We start from the raw sequence: 20,976 nt of genomic DNA, 5'->3' as shown, positions 1-20,976 counted from the left end.
AAAATAAAATTAAGGAATCAAAATGACTAGTGATTTAAGTAGTAAGCATTGTGAATCTTGCGAGGGAATTGGCGCTGCGCTCAACTCCGAGCAAATCAAAAATTTACTACCTCAATTAAACATAAAATGGGAAGTAACAGAGGACAACCGAATTATCAAGCGTGCTTTTTCATTTAAAAATTTTTATGAAACGATGGCTTTTGTCAATGCGATTGCCTGGATAGCAAATATTGAAAATCATCACCCTGATTTAGAAGTCGGCTACAATTATTGCCGTGTTCAATTTATGACGCATGCACTTAATGGTTTAACTCATAATGATTTTATTTGTGCAGCAAAAATAGATAAGTTACTGGTTGATTAAAAAATTATTGACTCTTTTTAAGAAGATACATTTTAACAAAATTTTGTAATTGTTTATTATCCGCTCCCTGACGGTCGCGGCTCGGATCATAGTTTACTCCGAATCACATCGGATTATGGACGAAACCGAGCCGCGACCGTCAGGGAGCGGATAATGCATGGAAAATAAGCTCCCCACCTCAAGGTCTATCATCCACCTCCCTGCGATGACTGGGTAGAAAATCCTTGTTATCCAAACCCATGGCTACTGCTAAAGCGCCAGCAACATAAATTGAAGAGTAAGTACCTATTACTATTCCTATAATCAATGCCAATGAAAACCCATATATCGCCTCACCCCCATAGACAAAAAGCGCAACCACAACAAACAGCGTCAACACAGATGTCATGATCGTTCTTGAGAGAGTTTGATTGATTGAAATATTCATAATATCTATTGGACTTGTTCGGCGAATTTTTACAAAATTTTCTCGAACACGATCAAAGACAACAATGGTATCATTCAAGGAATAACCAATAACGGCCAACAATCCAGCAAGAGCCTTCAGATCAAATTCAATTCCGAACAAGGCAAACACACCCAGAATTAACACCGGATCATGAATCAAAGCCACTGCTGAACTTACAGCGAGTTTATATTCAAACCGCATAGCGATATAGATCATCGTAGCTAATAAGGACACAATAATCGCAAGAGCCCCTTTCGTTGCTAATTCTTGTCCAACTTGCGGGCCAACAAAATCAACTCGTTGTTTTACTGCCCCAGGCAACACTTCCATCACCTGGTCTACCAGCATGCTCTGCTGTTTATCCGCTCTCGGTGCAATGCTGATAAGTACATCTTTTGATGTACCATAACTAACCACTTGAGCTTCTTTAAAACCCGCTTTATTCAGATTTTCTCTAATTAAAGGTAAATCAGCCGCTTTGGAATAACTGATTTCAATTTGCGTTCCACCAGTAAAATCCAATCCCCATTTCAAACCATTAATCATCAATGCGCCAATAGACACTACAAAAATTAATATAGAAAACAATGCAGTCCAACGGCGCGCGCCCATAAAATCTATTTTTGAATTTGGATTAAAAAATTCCATCTGAGTCTCGCCTTATATGCCTATAGATAATTTTTTGACATTACGCCCACCATAATACCAATTCACAATAGCTCTGGTGTAAGTAATACCAGTTAACATAGAAGTTAACAAACCTAGAGAAAGGACAACCGCAAACCCGCGCACCGGTCCTGTGCCCACCGCGAATAAAATGATAGCTACAATTAAAGTAGTCACGTTGGCATCCAATATAGTTGAAAATGCTCGCTCATATCCTGCATGAATAGCAGCTTGAGGAGACAGTCCATTGCGCAACTCCTCTCTAATCCGCTCATAAATCAAGACATTGGCATCAACAGCCATGCCCACGGTCAAAACAATCCCCGCAATTCCCGGTAAAGTCAGGGTCGCATCAATTATGGATAACAATGCGCAAAGAAAAACTAAATTCAGCATCAATGCAATATCAGCAATTAAACCAAAAAAATGGTAATACACGAGCATTAGTACCAAAATTAAACCCATACCAACTTCCAGGGAAATAAGTCCTCGGCGAATATTTTCCTTTCCAAGAGTTGGGCCAACGGTACGCTCTTCAACAGGATAGATTGCAGCAGGTAAAGCACCAGCTCTTAATAATAAAGCCAGATTGCTTGCTTCTTTGCTATCAGTCAGTCCGGTAATCTGGAAATTGCTGCCTAAAGCATTTTGAATCACTGGCGCACTAATAACTCGCTCTTCTTTCTTTGTTACTCGTTTTTCCTCGCCATTAATTGTTTGTGTAGTCGTTTTGGTTTCCACAAAAACGATCGCCATGCGCTTACCGATATTTTCACGCGTAACTTTAGTAAACAAGCTCTCGCCCCCACCACCCAATTGAATTTGAACAGATGGAGAAGCCGTTTGTTGATCAAAACTGGACACTGCTGACGTAATAGAGTCACCACTTAAAACCACCTGTCTCTTTAATAAGATAGGATGACCATCCATCATATACAGCTTATCATTGACAGGAACTACGCCGGTTTGCTTTGCAATGAAAGGGTCATTTTCCTGATCAACCAAATGAAATTCCAAAGTAGCAGTACCACCAAGTATTTGTTTTGCTCTCGCCGCGTCTTGAATGCCTGGCAAATCAACGGCGACTCGAGTTGCCCCTTGTTGTTGTACGACAGCTTCACCAACTCCGAGCTCGTTGACACGATTTCTCAAGATACTCATTGTCTGCTCAATAGTATTTTGTCTTATGGAATTTAATTCTGCTGGGGAAATGGCGCCTAAAATTGAATTTTGTGTTTTAGTTTTAACAAAAACCACATCAGATATTTTTTGTCTTAACTCAACTAAAGCATTTTCCATTGAGTCAGAATCTCTGAAACGCAATTCAATTCCTTTATCTGATAAAGAACGTATGCCTGAATAACGAATACCTGCTTCACGTAATTCTTGGCCAATATTTTTCATTATTCCTTCATAACGCCGACTTATAACACTCTCGACATCCACTTCAAGAAGAAAATGAACACCGCCTCTTAAGTCCAACCCTTGCTTCATAGGGTCAGCATGAATTGCTTCAAGCCAAGCCGGTGTGGAAGGCGCTAAATTCAAAGCCACTGTGTAATCAGATCCCAGGCTATTCTTGATAGCATCACGAGCTAATAATTGAGAATCAGTAGAAGAAAACACTACCTCCACCCCATCCCTCTCCACAACCAGGGATTTATAATCCATATTGGCATTTTTTAATATGGACTCTACCTGATTTTTTATTGTCTCTGTATCTTCATCTGTACCCGCAGAAATTTGAACAACGGGATTTTCCGTATACAAATTCGGTATAGCGTAAATAAATCCAATGACTGCAATCACTATCAGCATTAGATTTTTCCATAGAGGATATTTATTTTGCATTTCTGATTCCCTATGCCTAACTTAAAGTGATTTGATAGTGCCTTTTGGTAATACTGCAGTAACTGCGCCTTTTTGCAAATTAATTTCTATACCTTCTGCTGGGCTTACTTTGATGTATTGATCATCCAGGCTCACAACTTTTGCCAAAATCCCTCCGGATGTTACTATTTCATCCCCCTTTTTTAAGCGATTTATCAATTCTCTATGCTCTTTGGCTCTTTTGCTTTGCGGCCTTATTATCATAAAATAAAACAAGACAAAAATCGCAACGATCATAATCAGTGAAAAAGTTCCATCAGTTTGAGCAGCTGGCGCATTTCCTGCTGCAGCTAATGCATCACTAATAAAAAAACTCATAAAATCTCCTCAAATCGGGTATTAATTTCCTGGTTTTCTTTCGAAGATGGTCGATAAACCAATTTCAAAAGATAGTTCTAAGAACTCTTGTATGGATTACCAGCGTGACATCATATAGCGAATTTACTCGAAGGTAAATGAATAGTTAATTACCTTGAACGTAATACGCATTATGTTGAGTCAAGAATCTCTGACATAGTAATGGGGTATTAGCTAACAAATGATGCAGATAAGCTCTTGTCAACTGTGCTGAACAAGTAGGACATGAGCAATTCTCATCAATCAGCTGAAAATTGAAAGCCTGGCTTTCATCCGTTAAATCAACATTCCCTTGGCGGCCGTAAACAATGCCCCGCATGGCATTTTTTGCAGGCTCATCCGATTCGATTAAAATCGATTTCTTCCTGTTTAAATCCTCGATTAAATCAGGACCGATAGGACCAGAGACATAAAGAGGTAATTCAGACCATTTTTGCAATTGACTCAAGAAATCATCATGATATTTTGCTTCACTGAAATTGAAATACAAACCATGTTTTCTAGGCACCTGCAAGGTTTCAAGTTGCCTCGTTGACAAAAAAGGCAATATAGTATCATCCCATTGCTCCCATAGCCCGGAAAAACGACTCATAAGCGTTTCAGGTAAAAGCACTGCGGCGGGCTTAATATGCAAAATCAAATGCACTAACTCTGTGTTAGTTAATTTGATTCGACTTCCGTCATAAGGTGAAATTAATATCACCATCCCGTTTTTATCTGATACAAGTCGGCTCGCATTGAGGATGAGATGACCTGACCACCCTAGATATTTGGTGAAATCAGTAATATTCTTCAATAATGAATATCCTGGCTTTAATAACAATAAATCCAGATAACAAGATGCAATTGTAATCTTAATTTCTTGCCAATTGGCCGCAGTAAGACATAGTCCTGCTTCAGTATTTAAAACAGGAACAAAATTTTGATTTGTGCTCAACATCCGCTACCCTCTAACTGTAGCCACCATTATTACATTCCAGAAAACTTTATAACAATAAACTGGCATCTCCATAACTAAAAAAACGATACCTCTTATCGATTGCTTCTTGATAAAGAGCCATACACTCCTGGTGTCCAATAAAAGCCGACACCAGCATCACCAGAGTTGATTCCGGCAAATGAAAATTAGTTATTAATCCATCACAAACTTTAAACTGATAGCCAGGATAAATGAAAATATCGGTATCACGACTACATGGAATTAGCTCTCCTCCCATAGCAGCGCTTTCAAGGCTGCGTAATGCAGTAGTTCCAACAGCAATTACTCTATTTCCCATAGATTTGGCAGCCTTCACTGCAGCACACAGATCAGGACTAACCGTAAACCACTCACTATGCATTTTATGATCCTGAATGCGTTCACAGCGAACCGGCCTGAATGTTCCTGCCCCTACATGAAGAGTGACATAAGCAATATTAACTCCTCGCGCTCTAATACTGGATAAAACAGCATCATCAAAATGCAATCCTGCTGTAGGCGCAGCAACAGACCCCGCGCACTTCGCATAGACGGTTTGATATCTCTCCTTATCCAGTGATTCATCTTCTCTGGCAATATAAGGTGGTAAAGGAATATGTCCGAGATCATTTAAAAGATCTAAAATATTTTCGCTCGCCTTACAAAGAAATAAATCATCCTGCTTCTGTAATACTTCAAGCCGCTTACCAGCATTAAGATAAATGAGATCATTTGATTTTAATGATTTGCTTGCTTTGATATGGACCAGGAAGGTAAAATCGCCAGTTATCCTCTCTACTAACAGTTCAACCTTGCCGCCAGTGGCTTTGTGGCCGTATAAGCGTGCAGGTATCACTTTACTGTCATTCATTACCAATAAGTCCCCTGGTTGTAAGAAATCTGCAATTTCCCGGAATTGATAATGGCCATATTCTTCTGTCTGTCGATTATAAATTAAAAGCCGTGAATCACTTCTATTCGCTAGAGGATATTGGGCTATTAATTCGGAAGGCAAATCAAAATAAAAATCTTGCTTATTCATAAAACAACCTAAAAACAAATTGGTGCAATTATACACCGAACTTTAGTCTTAAAATCAATTATCAGGAATTTATTCATTTTCTTAGAAAATTAACATCATTCGTTTTATTATCTGTTTAAGAGACTACGAGCAAGATCAGCGTACAGAAAATTAAAATCAGGGTACTTGTTAAATAGGGATAAGCATAACCCTTGTAAGTTCGTTTGCGATAGATCAGGTCCAGTAATAATACAGGTCCCACTGAAACAGTAGTGAGTAGTATAATGAGTGCTATCGATGTGGAATATGGCTTAAAAGGCATAATCCGCGTCAAAAAAGCTAACACAGCTTGCAATACTTCTCGAATATAATAAATTACCCAGATAAATAAATAATCAAAATTATAAATTAGCCAAGAAGCGATGCCTAAAGGAACGAGTAATTTAGCCCCTCTGATTGCCAAAATTTTTTTAAAGGTTCTAATGAATTCTTGAGAGAAGAAAACCATAATTGTTGCAAATAAAATAACCAAAGCCAAGGTTAAAAGCATTTTAAATCCTATTTTTAATTTTATTTAAAGATATCTTTTTATTGTTTTTCACTTAAACTTATCAATTAACCAAATACTTTTTTATTTTTTCTCTTCCAGCTCTTCCCAACGAGCAAAATATCGATTTAACAATGCCTCTTCCTTGGCTAGCAGCTGAGTTACCTCTGAAATAATCTTGGCATCTTGCTGATAAAATTCAGGTGAGGCCATTTGTGAATGCAGTGCTTCAATTTTTTTCTCTACGGTTTCAATCTGTTGCGGCAACTTCGATAACTCACGTTGTTCATTAAAAGATAAATTTTTGGCTTTCTCTGGGCTACTCCGTTTTGAAACTGGGGATTTCGTTTGCTGCTCATTTCGTGTTAATTGATGTTTTTTATAATCGTCATAACCACCAACAAATTCATTAAACTTACCATTTCCTTCATAAACCAACACACTGGTAACTACTTGATTAATAAACGCTCTATCATGACTGATTAGTATTAAAGTACCAGGATAATCAGCTAATACAGCTTCAAGAAGTTCCAGAGTTTCTATATCCAAATCATTAGTTGGTTCATCCATTACGAGTAAATTAACCGGTTTGGCAAAAAGTTTTGCCAGTAATAATCTGTTTCTTTCCCCTCCAGACAAGGAAGATACTGGCTGATTAAATCGATCAGAGGAAAATAAAAACTCTTTCAAATAACTGGCAACATGTTTTTGCTTACCATTAATTGTTACATAATCAGCCCCTTCCCCCACATTAAACATGACTGTTTGATCTTCAAGCAAATGTCGGCGTAACTGATCAAAATAGGCTACCTGAAGCCCTGTCCCTAATTTTATAGTTCCAGCATCAGGTTTAATTTCTCCCAGCATTAATCGAACTAAAGTAGTTTTGCCACAACCATTGGGGCCGATAATCCCAAGCTTGTCTCCTCTTGTCATTAATAAAGAAAAATCTTTTATAATGGGTTTGTCGTTAATTGCATAACTCACTTTGTCTGCTTCTACTACAAGAGCACCAGAACGGCTTACATCCAAATTTAAGGATTTCACTGTTCCTAACTGATTACGACGTGCTTTGTACTGCTCTCTCATTGCCTTTAATGCCCTGACTCTGCCCTCATTACGAGTGCGTCTTGCCTTGATACCTGTACGTATCCAGGCTTCTTCTTCTGCAAGCCGTTTGTCAAACAAATCATTTTGTTTTTGTTCTCTAAGCCTTATCGATTCACGCCTGTCAAGGTAAATTTCATAATTGCAATGGTGTAGATACAATTTTCCACGATCGATTTCAAGGATGATTGTCGCTATCTGGCTTAAGAATTCCCTGTCGTGAGTTACTACCATTACAGCGCCAGAAAAGGATTTTAAATAATTCTCTAGCCATTCAATTGCTTCGACATCCAAGTGGTTGGTAGGTTCATCCAGTAACAATAAATCAGGTTTCGCAAGCAGTGCCGCACCTAATAATACGCGTCGTTTCATACCGCCTGAGAGATTAGACATCTGCTCATGAATATCTATTCCCAATCGGCTTGCCATTGTTTCAATTTCAGGTAATAAATGCCATGCATTCAAGTTGTCCATTCGCTGCTGACACTTGGCCAATTTATCCATATCTCCTTGTTTCGTAAACTCATGAAACTGGGACAATACTTCCCCTGTTTCACCTAAGCTTTTAACAAGAAAATGGTACACTGACTCTCCCTCAGCACCTGGGACTTCCTGAACTAAACCAGAAATACGCAAACCGGATGAGCGTTGAATTTGTCCACTATCAAGCACCAACTCCCCTTGTAGTATCTTCAGCAATGTTGATTTTCCAGCGCCATTGCGTCCAACAAGAGCAATTCTATCCTGCGGCTGAATCTGTAAATCTGCACGGTCCAGAATACAATTGCCGGCCAAGATTAAAGACGCACCGTTAAGGGAAACTATACTCATCAAAACTCTCTATTTAAATAAATCTGTTTGATCTCATTTTATTGAAAACATACTGTCAGTTTACTGTCTTTTTAATATCAATTGTTTGCTCTGCTGAATCATATGAAATTGTGATAAGACATTCATTCCTAATAACACCGTATTATCATCATTTTCAGGGATTATGACCGCTTTGACATTCTGTAAGTGAAACTCTCCAAATGACAAATGTTGCAAACGAGTTAAAAATCCAGTTACCTTTCCATTGGCGGTTTCTATGGTAACAGGATATCGACCGGTAATTTTTAAATCCTTAGCCAGTCCTTGCGGTATTGCTACCAAAGTAGCGCCAGTATCCACTAAAAACTCTACAGGATATTCATTAATCTTGCCTTTTATCCAATAATGTCCTTTATTATCAGCGCTTAATACATACTCAGTACGACTAGCTACAAAAATGGTACTTTCTTGTTTATCGTAATAGTAAAAGAATAAAAACATCCCTATAAAAAATATAATCCAAACAAATAAGAACATCAGACGCCCTGTGCGAGCGTATTGATCATCACTCATGATTATGCGGATGCAGACAAAACCAGAATCCCATCCATTTCAACCTTGGCACCCTTAGGTAATGCGGAGACTTCGATTGCCGCTCTTGCAGGATAAGGCTCTGAAAAATATCGACTCATCGCTTCGTTAATTAAGGGAAAATGAGTTAAATCAGTGAGATAGACGTTTAATTTGACAATATTGGCCAGACTACCACCAGCCTCTTCACATACAGCTGATAAATTTTCCAGGACTTGAGTAATTTGTAATTTAATATCATCGCTGCAGATTTGCATTGTTTCAGGATCTAATGGGATCTGCCCTGAAAGAAAAACGATCTCACCACTTTTTATCGCTTGACTGTACGTGCCTATCGCTTTTGGCGCCAATTTTGTATTGATTGGTTGCATTAAATCTCCCCTTGTTTTTTTCGATATAACCGCATAACTACTTTATTTGCCCTTAATCGACGCATGACTCGAGCCAAATGGGTTCTGTCACGAACACTGATGGAAAAAGTGACCGCATTATGACGGCCATCTCTGGGATCCACATTAATATTCCCTATATTAGAGTCTGCTTCTGAAATAGCGGTTGCTAAAGCAGCCAATACACCTCTTTCGTTGGCTACATCTACAGTAATGTCTACCCAATATTCACCCTGAACCTGCTCATCCCAACGCAAAGCAATAAACTGTTCCGGATTACTACGAGTTGTTTTTAGTGTAGTGCAGTCACTGGCATGAACAATAATGCCTCTGCCTTGTTGAAATTTACCAACTATATTATCTCCAGGTATTGGTTGGCAGCATTCACCAAAATGCACAACCATTCCTTCAGTGCCTTTAATGGCCAAAGGCTTTTTATTGCCCTTATCCGATTCATTGGCATCTTGCGAAACCACCAACCGCTTGGCAATAACCATTGCCATCTGATTGCCTATTCCTATCGCATACAATAAGTCATCAACCGTTTTATAGTGTAAATCGCTGAGCAATGCCTGCAATGTTTCCGGAGGTACTTTTGCGTAATCACTGGATAATTCAGCAAGGGATTGCTCCAATAATCGTTTGCCTAAAACAATAGACTCAGCGTGTTGTTGGCTTTTCAGAAAATGACGAATATTTGATCTTGCCTTTCCAGTCACAACAAAATTCAGCCAAGCCGGGTTAGGGTGTGCTCCCGGGGCTGTAATAATCTCTACGGTTTGACCATTGGATAAAGGAATGCTTAAAGGGACCAAACGCCTGTTCACTTTCGCTGCAACACAACTGTTTCCTACCCCGGAGTGTACGGTGTAAGCAAAATCTACCGGAGTGGCTCCTTTCGGCAACTCCATAATGTGCCCTTTAGGAGTAAAAACATATACTTCATCAGGAAATAAATCTATTTTAACGTTTTCGATAAATTCAAGAGAACTGCCTGTGCTCCTTTGCATTTCTAGCAAACTTTGAACCCACTCTCTGGCACGAAGTTGGGCTTCATTGACTTCCAATCCGGAAGATTTATAGATCCAGTGCGCTGCTACACCATTATCAGCTACTTTATCCATTTCTCTTGTGCGTATTTGAACCTCAAGAGGAACACCAAAAGGCCCAAACAAAGTGGTATGCAATGACTGATAACCATTGGCTTTGGGAATTCCGATATAATCTTTAAATCGTTGTGGGACAGGTTTATAAGTACAGTGCAAAGCTCCCAAAATTCTATAACAGGAGTCAATGTCTTCTGTAATGATGCGAAATGCGAACACATCCGTAATTTCTGTAAAGGATGCTTTTTTCTGCTTCATTTTTCTATAAATACTGTATAAATGCTTTTGCCTGCCAAATACTTGTTCATAGGGAATGTTCAATTGCGATAAGGCGTGTTGCAAATCTTTCTCTATAGTCTGTGTCAACTCTCTTCGATTTCCCCGAGATTTTTCAACAGCAGACTTAATTGCCCTGTAACGCATAGGATATAAAGCTTGAAAACCCAAATCCTCAAGGCCGATGTAAATAGAATGCATACCCAAACGATTAGCAATAGGGGCATAAATCTCGAGCGTTTCAATTGCAATTCGTCTGCGCTTGCCTGCAGGCATTGCTCCTAAAGTGCGCATATTATGTAAGCGATCAGCCAACTTAACGATAATAACGCGAATGTCCTTAACCATAGCCAAAACCATCTTGCGAAAATTTTCCGCTTGAGCTTCAGCCTTTGATTCAAATTTAATTTTGGTCAGCTTGGTGACGCCATCAACAAGGGCAGTGACTTCTTCGCCAAATTGTTTGACTAACTCTTCTTTACTGATGGAGGTATCTTCGACGACATCATGAAGCAGGGTGGCCATGATAGTTTGATAATCCAGCCTCATTCTTGCCAGAATGAGGGCAGCTGCTACAGGGTGCGTAATATAAGGCTCACCTGAACGACGCATTTGACCATGATGTGCTTTTTCAGCCACCAAATAAGCTTGATAACATTTTTCAATTTGCGCCTGCTCAAGATAGCATTTAAGCTCTTCATCGAGCTCTTTAAAGTAGCTCACGCAGTACTCCCTAGTATCCAACATGGCTATTTATACCTCATAACTCAAAATACGGTTTTATGCCTCGCCCTAGTTCCCTTTGCTTTGCTTAAATACCATAACTTGATTAACAAGAGGTATATTTTTATAGAATGACTAATATTCCCAAGGCAAAGTCAATAACTAATTTTAATCTTCATCCAAAATATCCGCTGTAACATAACCTTCCGCAATTTCCCTTAGCGCAACTACAGTAGGTTTATCATTTTCCCATTCAACCATGGGTTGATCACCTCGAACTGCAATTTGCCTTGCTCGTTTGGTAGCAACCATAACCAGCTCAAACCGGTTTTTAACATGTTCCAAACAATCTTCAACTGTTACTCGTGCCATAAAATCCACCTCTGGGTTATTAGAACAAATACTAGCTCAAATCTTTTATTTTACTGCGATGACAACAGGAAAGAAAGCAATTTGGCTTGTTTATTTACCTGTTTTTCAATTCGAAGCCTATTGGCAATTACTATCGACCGTAATTCCATTGCTGCCTTTTCAAAATCATCATTAACAATCAGATAATCAAATTCAGGATAATGACCAAGTTCATCCTGTGCTTTGGTCATTCTCTCACTAATCACATTATCCTTATCTTGTCGCCTGTTCATCAAGCGTTCTTTTAATGCATCCAAAGAAGGAGGAATGATAAAAACACTTACTGCGTCCGGATAGGCATGTCTAATTTGTTCCGCTCCTTGCCAATCAATATCAAGAACGACGTCAATTCCAAATTGTAACCGTTTGTTAATTTGAGCAACTGAGGTACCATACCAATGATTAAATACTTTGGCATGCTCAATAAACGCCCCTTCATTCACCATAGAAACAAATTGTTCTTCATCAACGAAAAAATAATCGACTCCTTCTTGTTCTCCAGGTCTCATAGGTCTGGTCGTATGAGAAACTGACACTTCAATCTCCCCCACCATTTCAATGAGTTTTTTCACCAAACTTGTTTTCCCTCCTCCGGAGGGTGCTGCAACAATGTATAAATTTCCTGAATTATCACTAACCATATCATTTACTCAAAATTCTGAATTTGTTCACGCATCTGCTCAATCAATACTTTCATTTCAACAGCACATAAAGTTAGCTCTGCTGAATCCGATTTTGAGCTTAGGGTATTAGCCTCTCTATTTAATTCTTGCATTAAAAAATCCAGTCTTCTACCCGTCACCTTTTCTGCATTCAAAGTGCGGCTTACTTCCGCTATATGAGTCTCTAACCTGTCCAACTCTTCACTCACATCAAGTTTGGCTAATAGCAAGGCCATTTCTTGCTCTATACGTGTCTCTGGAACGTCCATTTTCAATTCATGCAAACGCGTAAGTAATTTATCTTTAGTCTTGGCACTCATTGAAACCACAATGCTTTTGGATTTCATTACTTCTTGGCGCAAAGCCTGCAATCGGTCTTCAACATATGCCTGTAATGACCTGCCTTCCCCAGCTCTGACTTCACACAATTTATCGATACTTTTCTGAAATAACTCCAAAGCAATTTGAGACAATTCCTCCATATCCAGCGGATTAGCCTCCACAACGCCTGGCCATGAAAGCACTTGACTGACAGTCATATCATTAGCCAGATGATGAGAGGCAGATAATTTACTGCTTAAATCAACTAATGCATTAATCGTACCTATATTTATAAGCATAGACCGATTATCACAACTTGTATCCTTGTACTTTAGATGGCACTCCAGTTTACCCCGATGTATCTTATCCCTAAGCAAGGATCTTAATTCTGCTTCAAGAAATCGAAAAGACTCCGGCAAACGAAAAGAGACATCGAGATAGCGATGGTTAACAGACCTGATTTCCCAACAAAAATCACCTACATCAAACTGCTTTTGTATTCGAGAAAAAGCCGTCATACTATGAATCATAAAGAATACCTACTTTTTAACCTTGCGCGAATATACCTGAAATTAAAAGAATTGCACAGGTATTGCTCATCAATTAATCTCTACAACTTGCTCATCAGTCCCTGAAAGTCAGGCCTTAAACCAAACTTGAAACTTAAAACAACTGTTTCTAACGCAAAGAATGGCAACAGTTCGAATGGTTTGATTAAAAATATTATTTAACAAAAAAGAGAAAAGAATGTACAAATAGCGTATGTATTTAGGGTGCAACTCAAGTATTAAAGAGTTATACTTGGGCATTTTACAGAGGAGTATCTCTAATGCGTCCCAGTAATCGTGAACATGATCAACTTCGTCCCGTTACAATAACACGTAATTTTACCAATTATGCCGAAGGCTCTGTATTAGTCGAATTTGGTCAGACAAAAGTGATTTGTAACGCATCAATCGTCGAAGGAGTTCCCCGGTTTTTAAAAGGTAAAAACCAAGGGTGGATAACAGCTGAATATGGCATGCTCCCACGTGCAACTCATAGCCGTACCGAAAGAGAAGCCAGTAAAGGTAAGCAAGGCGGCAGAACATTGGAAATTCAACGCCTCATAGGCCGCTCATTGAGAGCATGTATCGATTTAAAGGTATTGAGCGAAAATACTATTACTCTTGATTGTGATGTTATTCAAGCGGATGGGGGAACCAGAACAGCAGCTATAACTGGCAGCTGTGTGGCTATGCGAGATGCCATTCACTGGATGGTTCAACGTGAAAAAATAAAGAAGATGCCAACTTTTAATTATGTAGCTGCCGTATCTGTAGGTATTTATAGGGGTCAACCCGTGCTGGATTTGGATTATGCAGAAGATGTACTTGCTGAAACAGATATGAATGTGGTTATGAATGAACAAGGACATTTTATTGAAGTTCAAGGCACTGCTGAAGATAACTCCTTTAACCGAGAACAACTGAACAGCATGTTGTCATTGGCTGAAATTGGTATTCCTCAATTGATTGAAATCCAAAAAAATGCCTGACAATAGCCTGGCATAAACAGTTGCTCGCTATAGAAATTAATACTTCAAACCTGAACAAAAGATCTCTGCAGGAATGCTTTGAGCTAACTGAAGAGATCTCATTGCAGTTATTAGCACTGCTATCTTCAAAGTTTTTGAGCAGTTCTGGAACTTGCCTGTGCTCAATTCCTGTAAATACGAACACTGTAGTGAAATCTATCTGGACTTGCGCCCTAATCTCTTTGTTAAATAATGTCTTAAATTTGGTCATTTAGTTTATCTAAACTTTCTTATCCAAAATATTTTCTGTCTCGGCCTTGGTTTTTTCGCGAGCCTAGTCTATTTAAAATAATGACTTGTTGAGGGCAGCCTCATGAGCGGTGTGTTTCGAAATAATATTTTTACTAACCAATTCAGTCAAATGTTGATCCAATGTTTGCATTCCTTTGGCTTGACCAGTTTGAATTGACGAATACATTTGCGCTATCTTATCCTCACGAATTAAATTACGAATAGCCCCGGTACACATCATAATTTCAAGCGCCGCAACGCGACCACCTTTATTCTTTTTTAATAAACTTTGAGCAACGACAGCTTGCAATGATTCAGAAAGCATGGAGCGTACCATCGATTTTTCTTCAGCGGGAAATACATCAATTATCCTGTTTATTGTTTTTGTTGCAGAATTGGTATGCAATGTTCCAAAAACCAAATGCCCGGTTTCTGCTGCAGTCATTGCCAAGCGTATAGTTTCCAAATCGCGTAATTCACCCACCAATATAATATCCGGATCTTCACGTAACGCTGATCTCAAAGCGGCATTAAAGCTCAATGTGTCTTTGTGTACTTCGCGTTGGTTGACCAGACATTTTTTGCTTTGATGAACAAACTCAATGGGATCTTCAACTGTCAAAATATGCTCATAACGACTTGAATTAATATAATCGATGACTGCTGCAAGCGTGGTACTTTTTCCTGATCCAGTTGGGCCAGTAACCAGAACCAGACCCCTGGAAAAACTGGCCATTTCTTTAAAAATTGGGGGTAATCCTAAATCCTCCATGCTAAGAATTTCAGAAGGAATAGTTCTGAAAACAGCAGCGGCACCGCGCGATTGATTGAAAGCATTAACCCTGAACCGTGCCAGATTGGCTATTTCAAAGGAAAAATCTGTTTCAAGAAATTCTTCATATTCTTTTCTTTGCCTGTCATTCATTATGTCATAAATAATCTTTATGACGTCTTTATGCTCTAATGGAGGTAAATTAATTTTGCGTAAATCGCCATCAACACGAATCATAGGAGGCATGCCAGCTGAAATATGCAAATCTGATGACTTGTTTTTAACTGAAAATGCCAACAATTCCGCAATATCCATAATCTACAATCCCTGCCAATTTTTTCATTATATATTGTAGATTAACTCATGAAATGATTACCAGCAATGATGGATATCTTTTTGTAGTACCATTACACTTCATGCATAATTAATACTTCTTTTTATAATAAAACAAAACGCCTCATCTTTTGATTAGCCAGGATTAATATGAGTATTAGTCAGAACATAAAAAAAGTAAGAGAACTGATAACCCAGACAGAGTTATCCAGTAACAGGCAACCAAACAGCGTCTTATTATTGGCCGTTAGTAAGGAACAAAGCCCCGAATTAATTAGAGAGGCATTCCAACAAGGGATAAGACACTTTGGAGAAAACTATTTTCAGGAGGCCCATGAAAAAATATTGGCATTAAAAGATCTGCCTATCTCTTGGCATTATATAGGACCTATTCAAAGTAATAAAACCAAAGGAATAGCGAAATATTTTAATTGGGTCCACAGCATTGACCGCAATAAAACAGCCAAACTTCTTAACCAGTTCAGATCTGAGCAACTACCACCGCTCAATGTCTGTTTACAAATTAATTTGGCTGGAGAAACTACAAAATCAGGCATTCCTCCAGAACATGCCATCGACCTTGCTCTCGAAGTAAAGCAATTGCCTAATTTGCAACTAAGGGGACTGATGACAATCCCTCCTCAGCAAAACAACATGCAAACACAGTACGATTTATTCCTTAAACTCAATCAACTCAAGGAATCCATCAATAAGACACTTCATTTAAAAATGGATACGTTATCAATGGGTATGAGTGATGATTTGGTTCCGGCAATTAAAGCAGGTTCGACCATAGTTCGAATTGGACGAGCAATTTTTGGCGAACGAAAAGGTAAATTATGATGAATATCAGTTTTATTGGCTATGGGAATATGGCGAAAGCAATTGCCCGCAACTTACAAAAGCAAAATAAATACGCTTTGTCAGCTGCCTCACCATCCTTATCCGCAGGCATTAGTAAAGAAAATATTCGCACCCATTACGATAATAAAGAAGTGGCTAAAGACGCAGACGTCATTATATTGGCAGTAAAACCCACACAAATGCGTGAGGTAGTCAATGAGATTAACCCTTTTATTTCATCAGGTTGCCTTCTAATCTCAGTGGCAGCGGGATTGTCCCTGACCTGGTTTGCCAAATATTGTAAAAAAGGACAAGCGGTCGTAAGAACCATGCCTAATACCCCGGCTATAGTTGGATTTGCAGCAACATCAATGATTGCAAATGAATTTGTAAACAAGAAACAAAAAAAATGGGCAGAACAATTATTTTCAAGCATCGGGATTACTGATTGGGTTAAAGATGAAGAAGACATGGACACTCTGACAGCCCTTTCTGGCAGTGGCCCTGCTTACGTATTTTTGTTTCTTGAAGCGATGATTAATGCAGGGGTCCAATTGGGCCTGGAAGAAAGGACTGCCAAACACTTTGCCGTACAGACATTTGCAGGATCACTTCAATTAGCTCAACATAGCCAGTTAAGTTTGACCGAACTGAGAAAAAAAGTAACTTCTCCCGGGGGTACAACAGCCGCAGCTCTGCAAGTCCTGCATGGAGATTTCGATGAACTGATTTATTCTGCTATGAAAGCTGCGAAACAGAAAGCTCATGAATTAGGAAAAGTTGAATAACTCTTTTGAGTTAAGAAAAATTCTATCGCAAGAAGTCCTCTATTGATTTCTTTTATTTTAATGTCAGTCAGGATTTACAAAAACCCCAAGGTCAAGGCAAAAAATGTTTTTAATGAGGGAATTAAGATAAACTAAACGACTGAATTAAAAATACTTTTTAAGGAAGATATTGGGCACATTCCGTTAGTATTAATTCTTGAACTGTTCAAGCAAACAATCATTGTGGAACAAGGTTTGCTCGAGTTATGATAGAAGGTTAATAAACTGCTTAAGCAATTCATTTCTAAACCATATGAATAAATTTGCTGGCTTTATTAATGAATACAATCTAAAGAGGTAAAACAATGGCTGGTTTAACTGCTGTCGGGTATTTTTTATTATCCTTATTATTTACTATCGTTATTTTCAGTTTGTGGCTTAGAATTGCTATACGATTTTTTCGTATCAGTGCTATTAATCCATTCTCTCAATTAATCCATGCCATTACTGATCCTCTAGTGAAACCCTTGTATTGGATTATAAAAAATCCATTGCAACCAGGACAAAAATACGACTGGATAGCATTTGGGGTTTTAATCCTGGTGGAATTTTTTAAAATAATTTCACTGAGTTTACTGATGTATCATGCAATCATTCCATTTCTCTTTATTTTTCTCTACATACTTGTTGATTTGATAATTCAACCTTGCGAAATATTATTTTTTGCTGTTCTGATTCGAGTAATAATGAGTTATGTTAATCCCAAATGGCAACATCCGCTTGGTGATTTCTTGCGCGTAATAACAACACCAATTTTACGACTAGGCAGAATTATAGTCCCGGACATTTCAGGTTTTGATTTCTCACCCTTTATTATCATGGTGATATTAAAAATTATTACCCTGTTCCTAAGCGCTTCTTTGCCCTGGAAGTTATTATAAAAGCAAAAATAAACAAACAGAACTATACTATTAGTTGATACGGATTAATGGAAAAAGCTATGAAATCGATATTACTTATGAGTTTATTATTGCTAATTATGCCATTCCGTTTAATGAGCGCACAATCTTTGTATTGCCCTCAGAATCATGGTTATATCAATATTGGTATGAGCATGGAGCAAGTGATTGCTGCATGCGGACAACCGCTAAGTAAACAAGAATCTGATCAACCTATTTTGCAAAAAATCCCTGTGCAGCAACTAATTTATAATAATCTGGGAAACTCAGATGGCCTGTATTCAGGATCATTAAATATACCGCAAGGTACCGCTTTTTATGACGTATGGAATATACCTACAGGTAGTAGTGGAGTGCAATTGGAAGTTGATATTCTCAATAATAAAGTCCAGGATATTCGAGTGAATGGCGGTAATACTAACGCTTTTTCCTTGTGTGGCGACGCAAGCATTCAAATCGGAGATCCTGCCACTAAAGTTTATGGTGCTTGCGGTAGTCCAAATCTGGTCAATAATACTTACATTAATCAAGTGGTTCCTACAGCCACAAAACCACAAATCTGGATTTATAAACCAGGGCCATATCAACCAGCCTTTTCCTTGACTTTTGTCGACGGCAAATTACAATCCATCGGAAATAATTGAGGAAGTATAACAAATGGCTGAAACCATAGATGATATAACAATTGCTTTTAACGAAAATGGAGTGGAAACAACCAGGGAACTCGATAAACAAATCCTATCCAAAGGAGCATGGACTACTATTATGTTTAAATACCAGGATTGGGATAACACAAAAAATGATTACGGTCCTGTAAAATACTCTATACGGCGTTATCAGAAACGTAACAATCAATATTGGCAAAAATCCAAATTCAATATTTCGAGTACTGAACAAGCCAAAAAAATTGTTGACATATTAAATAATTGGCTTGAGTAATTTTCAGATATCTTTATTAATACTTTAATGCCTGAGCGAATGCGTAGTTTTTCATTTGATGAGAGAAGGATTCCATAAATAACCAGTAAATTGGCTCTGAATACTTCACTCATCAAAAACTCTATAACACTGAGAATCGATTTTCATTTGATATTACAAATAACAGCCTACACCATCATATCCAACGACACGACATTCTCTATAAGCTGATTGATCCAATTCATAGCTTACGGATCCATAATAAGCATAAATCTTTCCATCCTTGGCTTTTTCAATACGCGGACTCTGGTAGCTTGCACCAGTTTCACAGCTTGACTTAGCTTGAATCCAGGTCGCACTACTGTCATTAATGATATTTTTACCAGGTTTTAATCTATTCTCGCCACATTCATGCATTGCCAGATCAGTCATTTTAGGCGCTGAGAATAAGACATCATAACTATTTAATGCTGCCTGCACAGCATTATCCGCATCCAATATTCCATGCCCACAAGGTTTTTTGCCGACACAAGATTTATTGGCGTCATTGCTTTGTCCAAATTCATGCGTAGTAACATATAAAATTTGTTCTACTTGTTCAGGTTTCAAAATCTTATTACTGACAGCAAAAATTAAACCTGCTACCCCGGCTACATGAGGCGAAGCCATGCTCGTCCCTTGATAAAAATCAAAACCTGATGAATTGTAGCCACCTCCCGGGTTTACGGTAGATAAAATACCTCCCGAAGTGCCATAACGCTTATCACCTCCCGGTGCTGCAAGGGTTATACTGGGCCCATAATTTGAAAAATATGAACGCAAGCCTTCGGGTCCGGTGGATGCAACCTTGATCGCTCCATTGCACACAGCAGGCGCATTATAATGTTCCCAAACATTATCATTTCCGGCAGCAACCGCGACTACAGCCCCTTTTTTGCGAGCAAAGAATAAAGCCTCTTGCAAAGCTTCGTCACAATAATCAATTTCTTTCCCAGGCTCTAAATCGACACCAAAACTCATATTTAATACCTTGGCTGGATGTATATTTTTAGGAACTCCCGGAACATCACCTCCAACAGCCCAATAGATACTATTCACCACGGCGCTTTCATAAAACATACCATTCTCGGCAGGAATTTTAACAGTCAGAATTTTTAAATCCTCACCAACTCCGTTCATGACATCGCCATAACCGGCAATGGTACCGGCAACATGGGTGCCATGGTAGGATCTGGTTTCATCAGATAAATCATTATTATTCCCGGCAAAATTCCATCCAAATACATTACCTTCATTATCTTTTACAAGGTTATTCACCAAACTGTCATTCAATGCAATCCCAGTATCTAAAACCGCAACAACTATCGGCTTCCTGGACTTTCCTGTAGTATATGCCCATGCACCATCTCTTAAACCAGGCTTGGATTCCAGACGAATTCCCGCTGGCCTTTCGAATTCATCCCATTGACTCTCATGGGATAACAATTGACTTAAGTCCTGGTTTATTACTGGATCAGGTAGAGGCTTAAAATGTCCTATTCTGTCTTTAACTGCATAAAGTACATTAGGATTTTTGCGCAAACGTTCTAAAACTTTGGCTGTAACATCTTCTTCTTTAACCTTGACAATAGCATCGGAATTCGATGTATCAAAAATAAGCGAATAAGCGCCATTGGCCATAGGCTTCATTTCTTTAACGGGTATTTGAACAGATTTAATGACCTGTGATTTTAGTGAAGCAATAGTGGCGGGTTGCTGTTTATATTTAATGATAACCCTGATTGTTTCAGTTTCAGTCATAGCAAAACTGCCACAAGCAAGCGATAAAAGACTTAATCCGAATATTCCTGATTTCAAACCCATACTTCAATCTCCTTTTTAAAGTCAATCGGTAACCTTGACCAATTTTTTAAAATGAAAAAACTTCCTC

22 protein-coding genes are annotated in these 20,976 nt (G+C 38.6%); 7 read left to right on the top strand and 15 right to left on the bottom strand.

Features of this window, described 5'->3' with window-relative positions; genetic code table 11:
• Positions 1 to 22 precede the first annotated feature (22 nt).
• Positions 23 to 364: a 4a-hydroxytetrahydrobiopterin dehydratase gene (locus OQI99_RS02555; protein WP_265731270.1), complete on the top strand. Its 342-nt coding sequence runs from the start codon at positions 23 to 25 to the stop codon at positions 362 to 364.
• Positions 365 to 542: 178 nt separating this feature from the next.
• Here OQI99_RS02555 and secF read toward each other — a convergent pair whose 3' ends face one another.
• The 13 genes from secF to OQI99_RS02490 all read right to left on the bottom strand — a co-directional run bounded on the left by secF (position 543) and on the right by OQI99_RS02490 (position 13,177).
• Positions 543 to 1,460, bottom strand: coding sequence for a protein translocase subunit SecF (gene secF / locus OQI99_RS02550; protein ID WP_010947716.1), 918 nt, complete (start codon positions 1,458 to 1,460; stop codon positions 543 to 545).
• Between the two features lie 12 nt (positions 1,461 to 1,472).
• The gene (gene secD / locus OQI99_RS02545) at positions 1,473 to 3,329 is read right to left on the bottom strand and encodes a protein translocase subunit SecD (RefSeq protein WP_265731269.1); all 1,857 of its coding nucleotides are present in this window, start codon (positions 3,327 to 3,329) and stop codon (positions 1,473 to 1,475) included.
• 21 nt (positions 3,330 to 3,350) lie between these two features.
• Positions 3,351 to 3,686 carry a preprotein translocase subunit YajC gene (gene yajC / locus OQI99_RS02540; protein WP_010947718.1) on the bottom strand — a complete coding sequence of 112 codons (336 nt, stop codon included), beginning with the start codon at positions 3,684 to 3,686 and terminating at the stop codon, positions 3,351 to 3,353.
• A 145-nt stretch (positions 3,687 to 3,831) separates the two neighbouring features.
• Positions 3,832 to 4,665 (bottom strand): queuine tRNA-ribosyltransferase, encoded by an 834-nt coding sequence (locus OQI99_RS02535; protein WP_265731268.1) that lies wholly within the window; start codon positions 4,663 to 4,665, stop codon positions 3,832 to 3,834.
• A gap of 46 nt (positions 4,666 to 4,711) precedes the next feature.
• The gene (gene queA / locus OQI99_RS02530) at positions 4,712 to 5,725 is read right to left on the bottom strand and encodes a tRNA preQ1(34) S-adenosylmethionine ribosyltransferase-isomerase QueA (RefSeq protein WP_265731267.1); all 1,014 of its coding nucleotides are present in this window, start codon (positions 5,723 to 5,725) and stop codon (positions 4,712 to 4,714) included.
• 115 nt (positions 5,726 to 5,840) lie between these two features.
• On the bottom strand, positions 5,841 to 6,254 hold the full coding sequence (locus OQI99_RS02525) for a hypothetical protein (protein ID WP_014844293.1): 414 nt from the start codon (positions 6,252 to 6,254) through the stop codon (positions 5,841 to 5,843).
• A gap of 81 nt (positions 6,255 to 6,335) precedes the next feature.
• Entirely contained in the window at positions 6,336 to 8,189 is a 1,854-nt protein-coding gene (locus tag OQI99_RS02520; RefSeq protein WP_265731266.1) for an ATP-binding cassette domain-containing protein, read from the bottom strand.
• A gap of 60 nt (positions 8,190 to 8,249) precedes the next feature.
• Positions 8,250 to 8,741, bottom strand: coding sequence for a retropepsin-like aspartic protease family protein (locus OQI99_RS02515; protein ID WP_061514368.1), 492 nt, complete (start codon positions 8,739 to 8,741; stop codon positions 8,250 to 8,252).
• Between the two features lie 2 nt (positions 8,742 to 8,743).
• Complete coding sequence (locus tag OQI99_RS02510) at positions 8,744 to 9,130, bottom strand: RidA family protein (protein WP_061514369.1); 387 nt, start codon at positions 9,128 to 9,130, stop codon at positions 8,744 to 8,746.
• Positions 9,130 to 11,277 carry a bifunctional GTP diphosphokinase/guanosine-3',5'-bis pyrophosphate 3'-pyrophosphohydrolase gene (gene spoT, locus OQI99_RS02505; protein ID WP_080447547.1) on the bottom strand — a complete coding sequence of 716 codons (2,148 nt, stop codon included), beginning with the start codon at positions 11,275 to 11,277 and terminating at the stop codon, positions 9,130 to 9,132. Before spoT ends, OQI99_RS02510 begins: the two co-directional genes overlap by 1 nt.
• 144 nt (positions 11,278 to 11,421) lie before the next feature.
• Positions 11,422 to 11,625, bottom strand: a complete 204-nt coding sequence (gene rpoZ, locus OQI99_RS02500; RefSeq protein WP_011214258.1) for a DNA-directed RNA polymerase subunit omega — start codon at positions 11,623 to 11,625, stop codon at positions 11,422 to 11,424.
• Positions 11,626 to 11,675: 50 nt separating this feature from the next.
• Positions 11,676 to 12,305, bottom strand: coding sequence for a guanylate kinase (gmk, locus tag OQI99_RS02495; protein ID WP_061514371.1), 630 nt, complete (start codon positions 12,303 to 12,305; stop codon positions 11,676 to 11,678).
• Between the two features lie 5 nt (positions 12,306 to 12,310).
• Positions 12,311 to 13,177 (bottom strand): YicC/YloC family endoribonuclease, encoded by an 867-nt coding sequence (locus OQI99_RS02490; RefSeq protein ID WP_265731265.1) that lies wholly within the window; start codon positions 13,175 to 13,177, stop codon positions 12,311 to 12,313.
• 299 nt (positions 13,178 to 13,476) lie between these two features.
• Between OQI99_RS02490 and rph the strand changes: the two genes are divergently transcribed.
• Positions 13,477 to 14,184 carry a ribonuclease PH gene (gene rph, locus OQI99_RS02485; RefSeq protein ID WP_265731264.1) on the top strand — a complete coding sequence of 236 codons (708 nt, stop codon included), beginning with the start codon at positions 13,477 to 13,479 and terminating at the stop codon, positions 14,182 to 14,184.
• A 322-nt stretch (positions 14,185 to 14,506) separates the two neighbouring features.
• Here rph and OQI99_RS02480 read toward each other — a convergent pair whose 3' ends face one another.
• The gene (locus OQI99_RS02480) at positions 14,507 to 15,541 is read right to left on the bottom strand and encodes a type IV pilus twitching motility protein PilT (protein ID WP_061514374.1); all 1,035 of its coding nucleotides are present in this window, start codon (positions 15,539 to 15,541) and stop codon (positions 14,507 to 14,509) included.
• A gap of 168 nt (positions 15,542 to 15,709) precedes the next feature.
• Between OQI99_RS02480 and OQI99_RS02475 the strand changes: the two genes are divergently transcribed.
• The 5 genes from OQI99_RS02475 (at position 15,710) to OQI99_RS02455 (ending at position 19,067) form a co-directional block, all read left to right on the top strand.
• Positions 15,710 to 16,402, top strand: coding sequence for a YggS family pyridoxal phosphate-dependent enzyme (locus OQI99_RS02475; protein WP_061514375.1), 693 nt, complete (start codon positions 15,710 to 15,712; stop codon positions 16,400 to 16,402).
• A complete protein-coding gene (gene proC, locus OQI99_RS02470; protein WP_322783711.1) occupies positions 16,402 to 17,190 on the top strand; it encodes a pyrroline-5-carboxylate reductase in 789 nt (262 codons plus the stop codon). Before OQI99_RS02475 ends, proC begins: the two co-directional genes overlap by 1 nt.
• Before the next feature lie 344 nt (positions 17,191 to 17,534).
• Positions 17,535 to 18,110 (top strand): YggT family protein, encoded by a 576-nt coding sequence (locus OQI99_RS02465; RefSeq protein WP_061514377.1) that lies wholly within the window; start codon positions 17,535 to 17,537, stop codon positions 18,108 to 18,110.
• A gap of 59 nt (positions 18,111 to 18,169) precedes the next feature.
• Positions 18,170 to 18,772, top strand: a complete 603-nt coding sequence (locus OQI99_RS02460; protein WP_061514378.1) for a DUF2845 domain-containing protein — start codon at positions 18,170 to 18,172, stop codon at positions 18,770 to 18,772.
• A 13-nt stretch (positions 18,773 to 18,785) separates the two neighbouring features.
• Positions 18,786 to 19,067, top strand: a complete 282-nt coding sequence (locus OQI99_RS02455) for a hypothetical protein (RefSeq protein WP_010947734.1) — start codon at positions 18,786 to 18,788, stop codon at positions 19,065 to 19,067.
• A gap of 153 nt (positions 19,068 to 19,220) precedes the next feature.
• On the opposite strand, the gene OQI99_RS02450 is transcribed toward OQI99_RS02455, so the two are convergent.
• Positions 19,221 to 20,909 (bottom strand): S8 family peptidase, encoded by a 1,689-nt coding sequence (locus tag OQI99_RS02450; RefSeq protein ID WP_265731262.1) that lies wholly within the window; start codon positions 20,907 to 20,909, stop codon positions 19,221 to 19,223.
• Positions 20,910 to 20,976: the final 67 nt, after the last annotated feature.

The organism is Legionella sp. PATHC039 (assembly GCF_026191275.1).
Classification (GTDB): Bacteria; Pseudomonadota; Gammaproteobacteria; order Legionellales; family Legionellaceae; genus Legionella; species Legionella pneumophila.
This window is presented reverse-complemented; position numbering and strand designations above follow the sequence as displayed.

Excerpts from the sequence above, each read along its gene's own strand:
- OQI99_RS02555 (WP_265731270.1), top strand. The coding sequence starts at position 23 with ATGACTAGTGATTTAAGTAGTAAGCATTGTGAATCTTGCGAGGGAATT.
- secF (WP_010947716.1), bottom strand. The coding sequence starts at position 1,460 with ATGGAATTTTTTAATCCAAATTCAAAAATAGATTTTATGGGCGCGCGC.
- secD (WP_265731269.1), bottom strand. The coding sequence starts at position 3,329 with ATGCAAAATAAATATCCTCTATGGAAAAATCTAATGCTGATAGTGATT.
- yajC (WP_010947718.1), bottom strand. The coding sequence starts at position 3,686 with ATGAGTTTTTTTATTAGTGATGCATTAGCTGCAGCAGGAAATGCGCCA.
- OQI99_RS02535 (WP_265731268.1), bottom strand. The coding sequence starts at position 4,665 with ATGTTGAGCACAAATCAAAATTTTGTTCCTGTTTTAAATACTGAAGCA.
- queA (WP_265731267.1), bottom strand. The coding sequence starts at position 5,725 with ATGAATAAGCAAGATTTTTATTTTGATTTGCCTTCCGAATTAATAGCC.
- OQI99_RS02525 (WP_014844293.1), bottom strand. The coding sequence starts at position 6,254 with ATGCTTTTAACCTTGGCTTTGGTTATTTTATTTGCAACAATTATGGTT.
- OQI99_RS02520 (WP_265731266.1), bottom strand. The coding sequence starts at position 8,189 with ATGAGTATAGTTTCCCTTAACGGTGCGTCTTTAATCTTGGCCGGCAAT.
- OQI99_RS02515 (WP_061514368.1), bottom strand. The coding sequence starts at position 8,741 with ATGAGTGATGATCAATACGCTCGCACAGGGCGTCTGATGTTCTTATTT.
- OQI99_RS02510 (WP_061514369.1), bottom strand. The coding sequence starts at position 9,130 with ATGCAACCAATCAATACAAAATTGGCGCCAAAAGCGATAGGCACGTAC.
- spoT (WP_080447547.1), bottom strand. The coding sequence starts at position 11,277 with ATGTTGGATACTAGGGAGTACTGCGTGAGCTACTTTAAAGAGCTCGAT.
- rpoZ (WP_011214258.1), bottom strand. The coding sequence starts at position 11,625 with ATGGCACGAGTAACAGTTGAAGATTGTTTGGAACATGTTAAAAACCGG.
- gmk (WP_061514371.1), bottom strand. The coding sequence starts at position 12,305 with ATGGTTAGTGATAATTCAGGAAATTTATACATTGTTGCAGCACCCTCC.
- OQI99_RS02490 (WP_265731265.1), bottom strand. The coding sequence starts at position 13,177 with ATGATTCATAGTATGACGGCTTTTTCTCGAATACAAAAGCAGTTTGAT.
- rph (WP_265731264.1), top strand. The coding sequence starts at position 13,477 with ATGCGTCCCAGTAATCGTGAACATGATCAACTTCGTCCCGTTACAATA.
- OQI99_RS02480 (WP_061514374.1), bottom strand. The coding sequence starts at position 15,541 with ATGGATATTGCGGAATTGTTGGCATTTTCAGTTAAAAACAAGTCATCA.
- OQI99_RS02475 (WP_061514375.1), top strand. The coding sequence starts at position 15,710 with ATGAGTATTAGTCAGAACATAAAAAAAGTAAGAGAACTGATAACCCAG.
- proC (WP_322783711.1), top strand. The coding sequence starts at position 16,402 with ATGAATATCAGTTTTATTGGCTATGGGAATATGGCGAAAGCAATTGCC.
- OQI99_RS02465 (WP_061514377.1), top strand. The coding sequence starts at position 17,535 with ATGGCTGGTTTAACTGCTGTCGGGTATTTTTTATTATCCTTATTATTT.
- OQI99_RS02460 (WP_061514378.1), top strand. The coding sequence starts at position 18,170 with ATGAAATCGATATTACTTATGAGTTTATTATTGCTAATTATGCCATTC.
- OQI99_RS02455 (WP_010947734.1), top strand. The coding sequence starts at position 18,786 with ATGGCTGAAACCATAGATGATATAACAATTGCTTTTAACGAAAATGGA.
- OQI99_RS02450 (WP_265731262.1), bottom strand. The coding sequence starts at position 20,909 with ATGGGTTTGAAATCAGGAATATTCGGATTAAGTCTTTTATCGCTTGCT.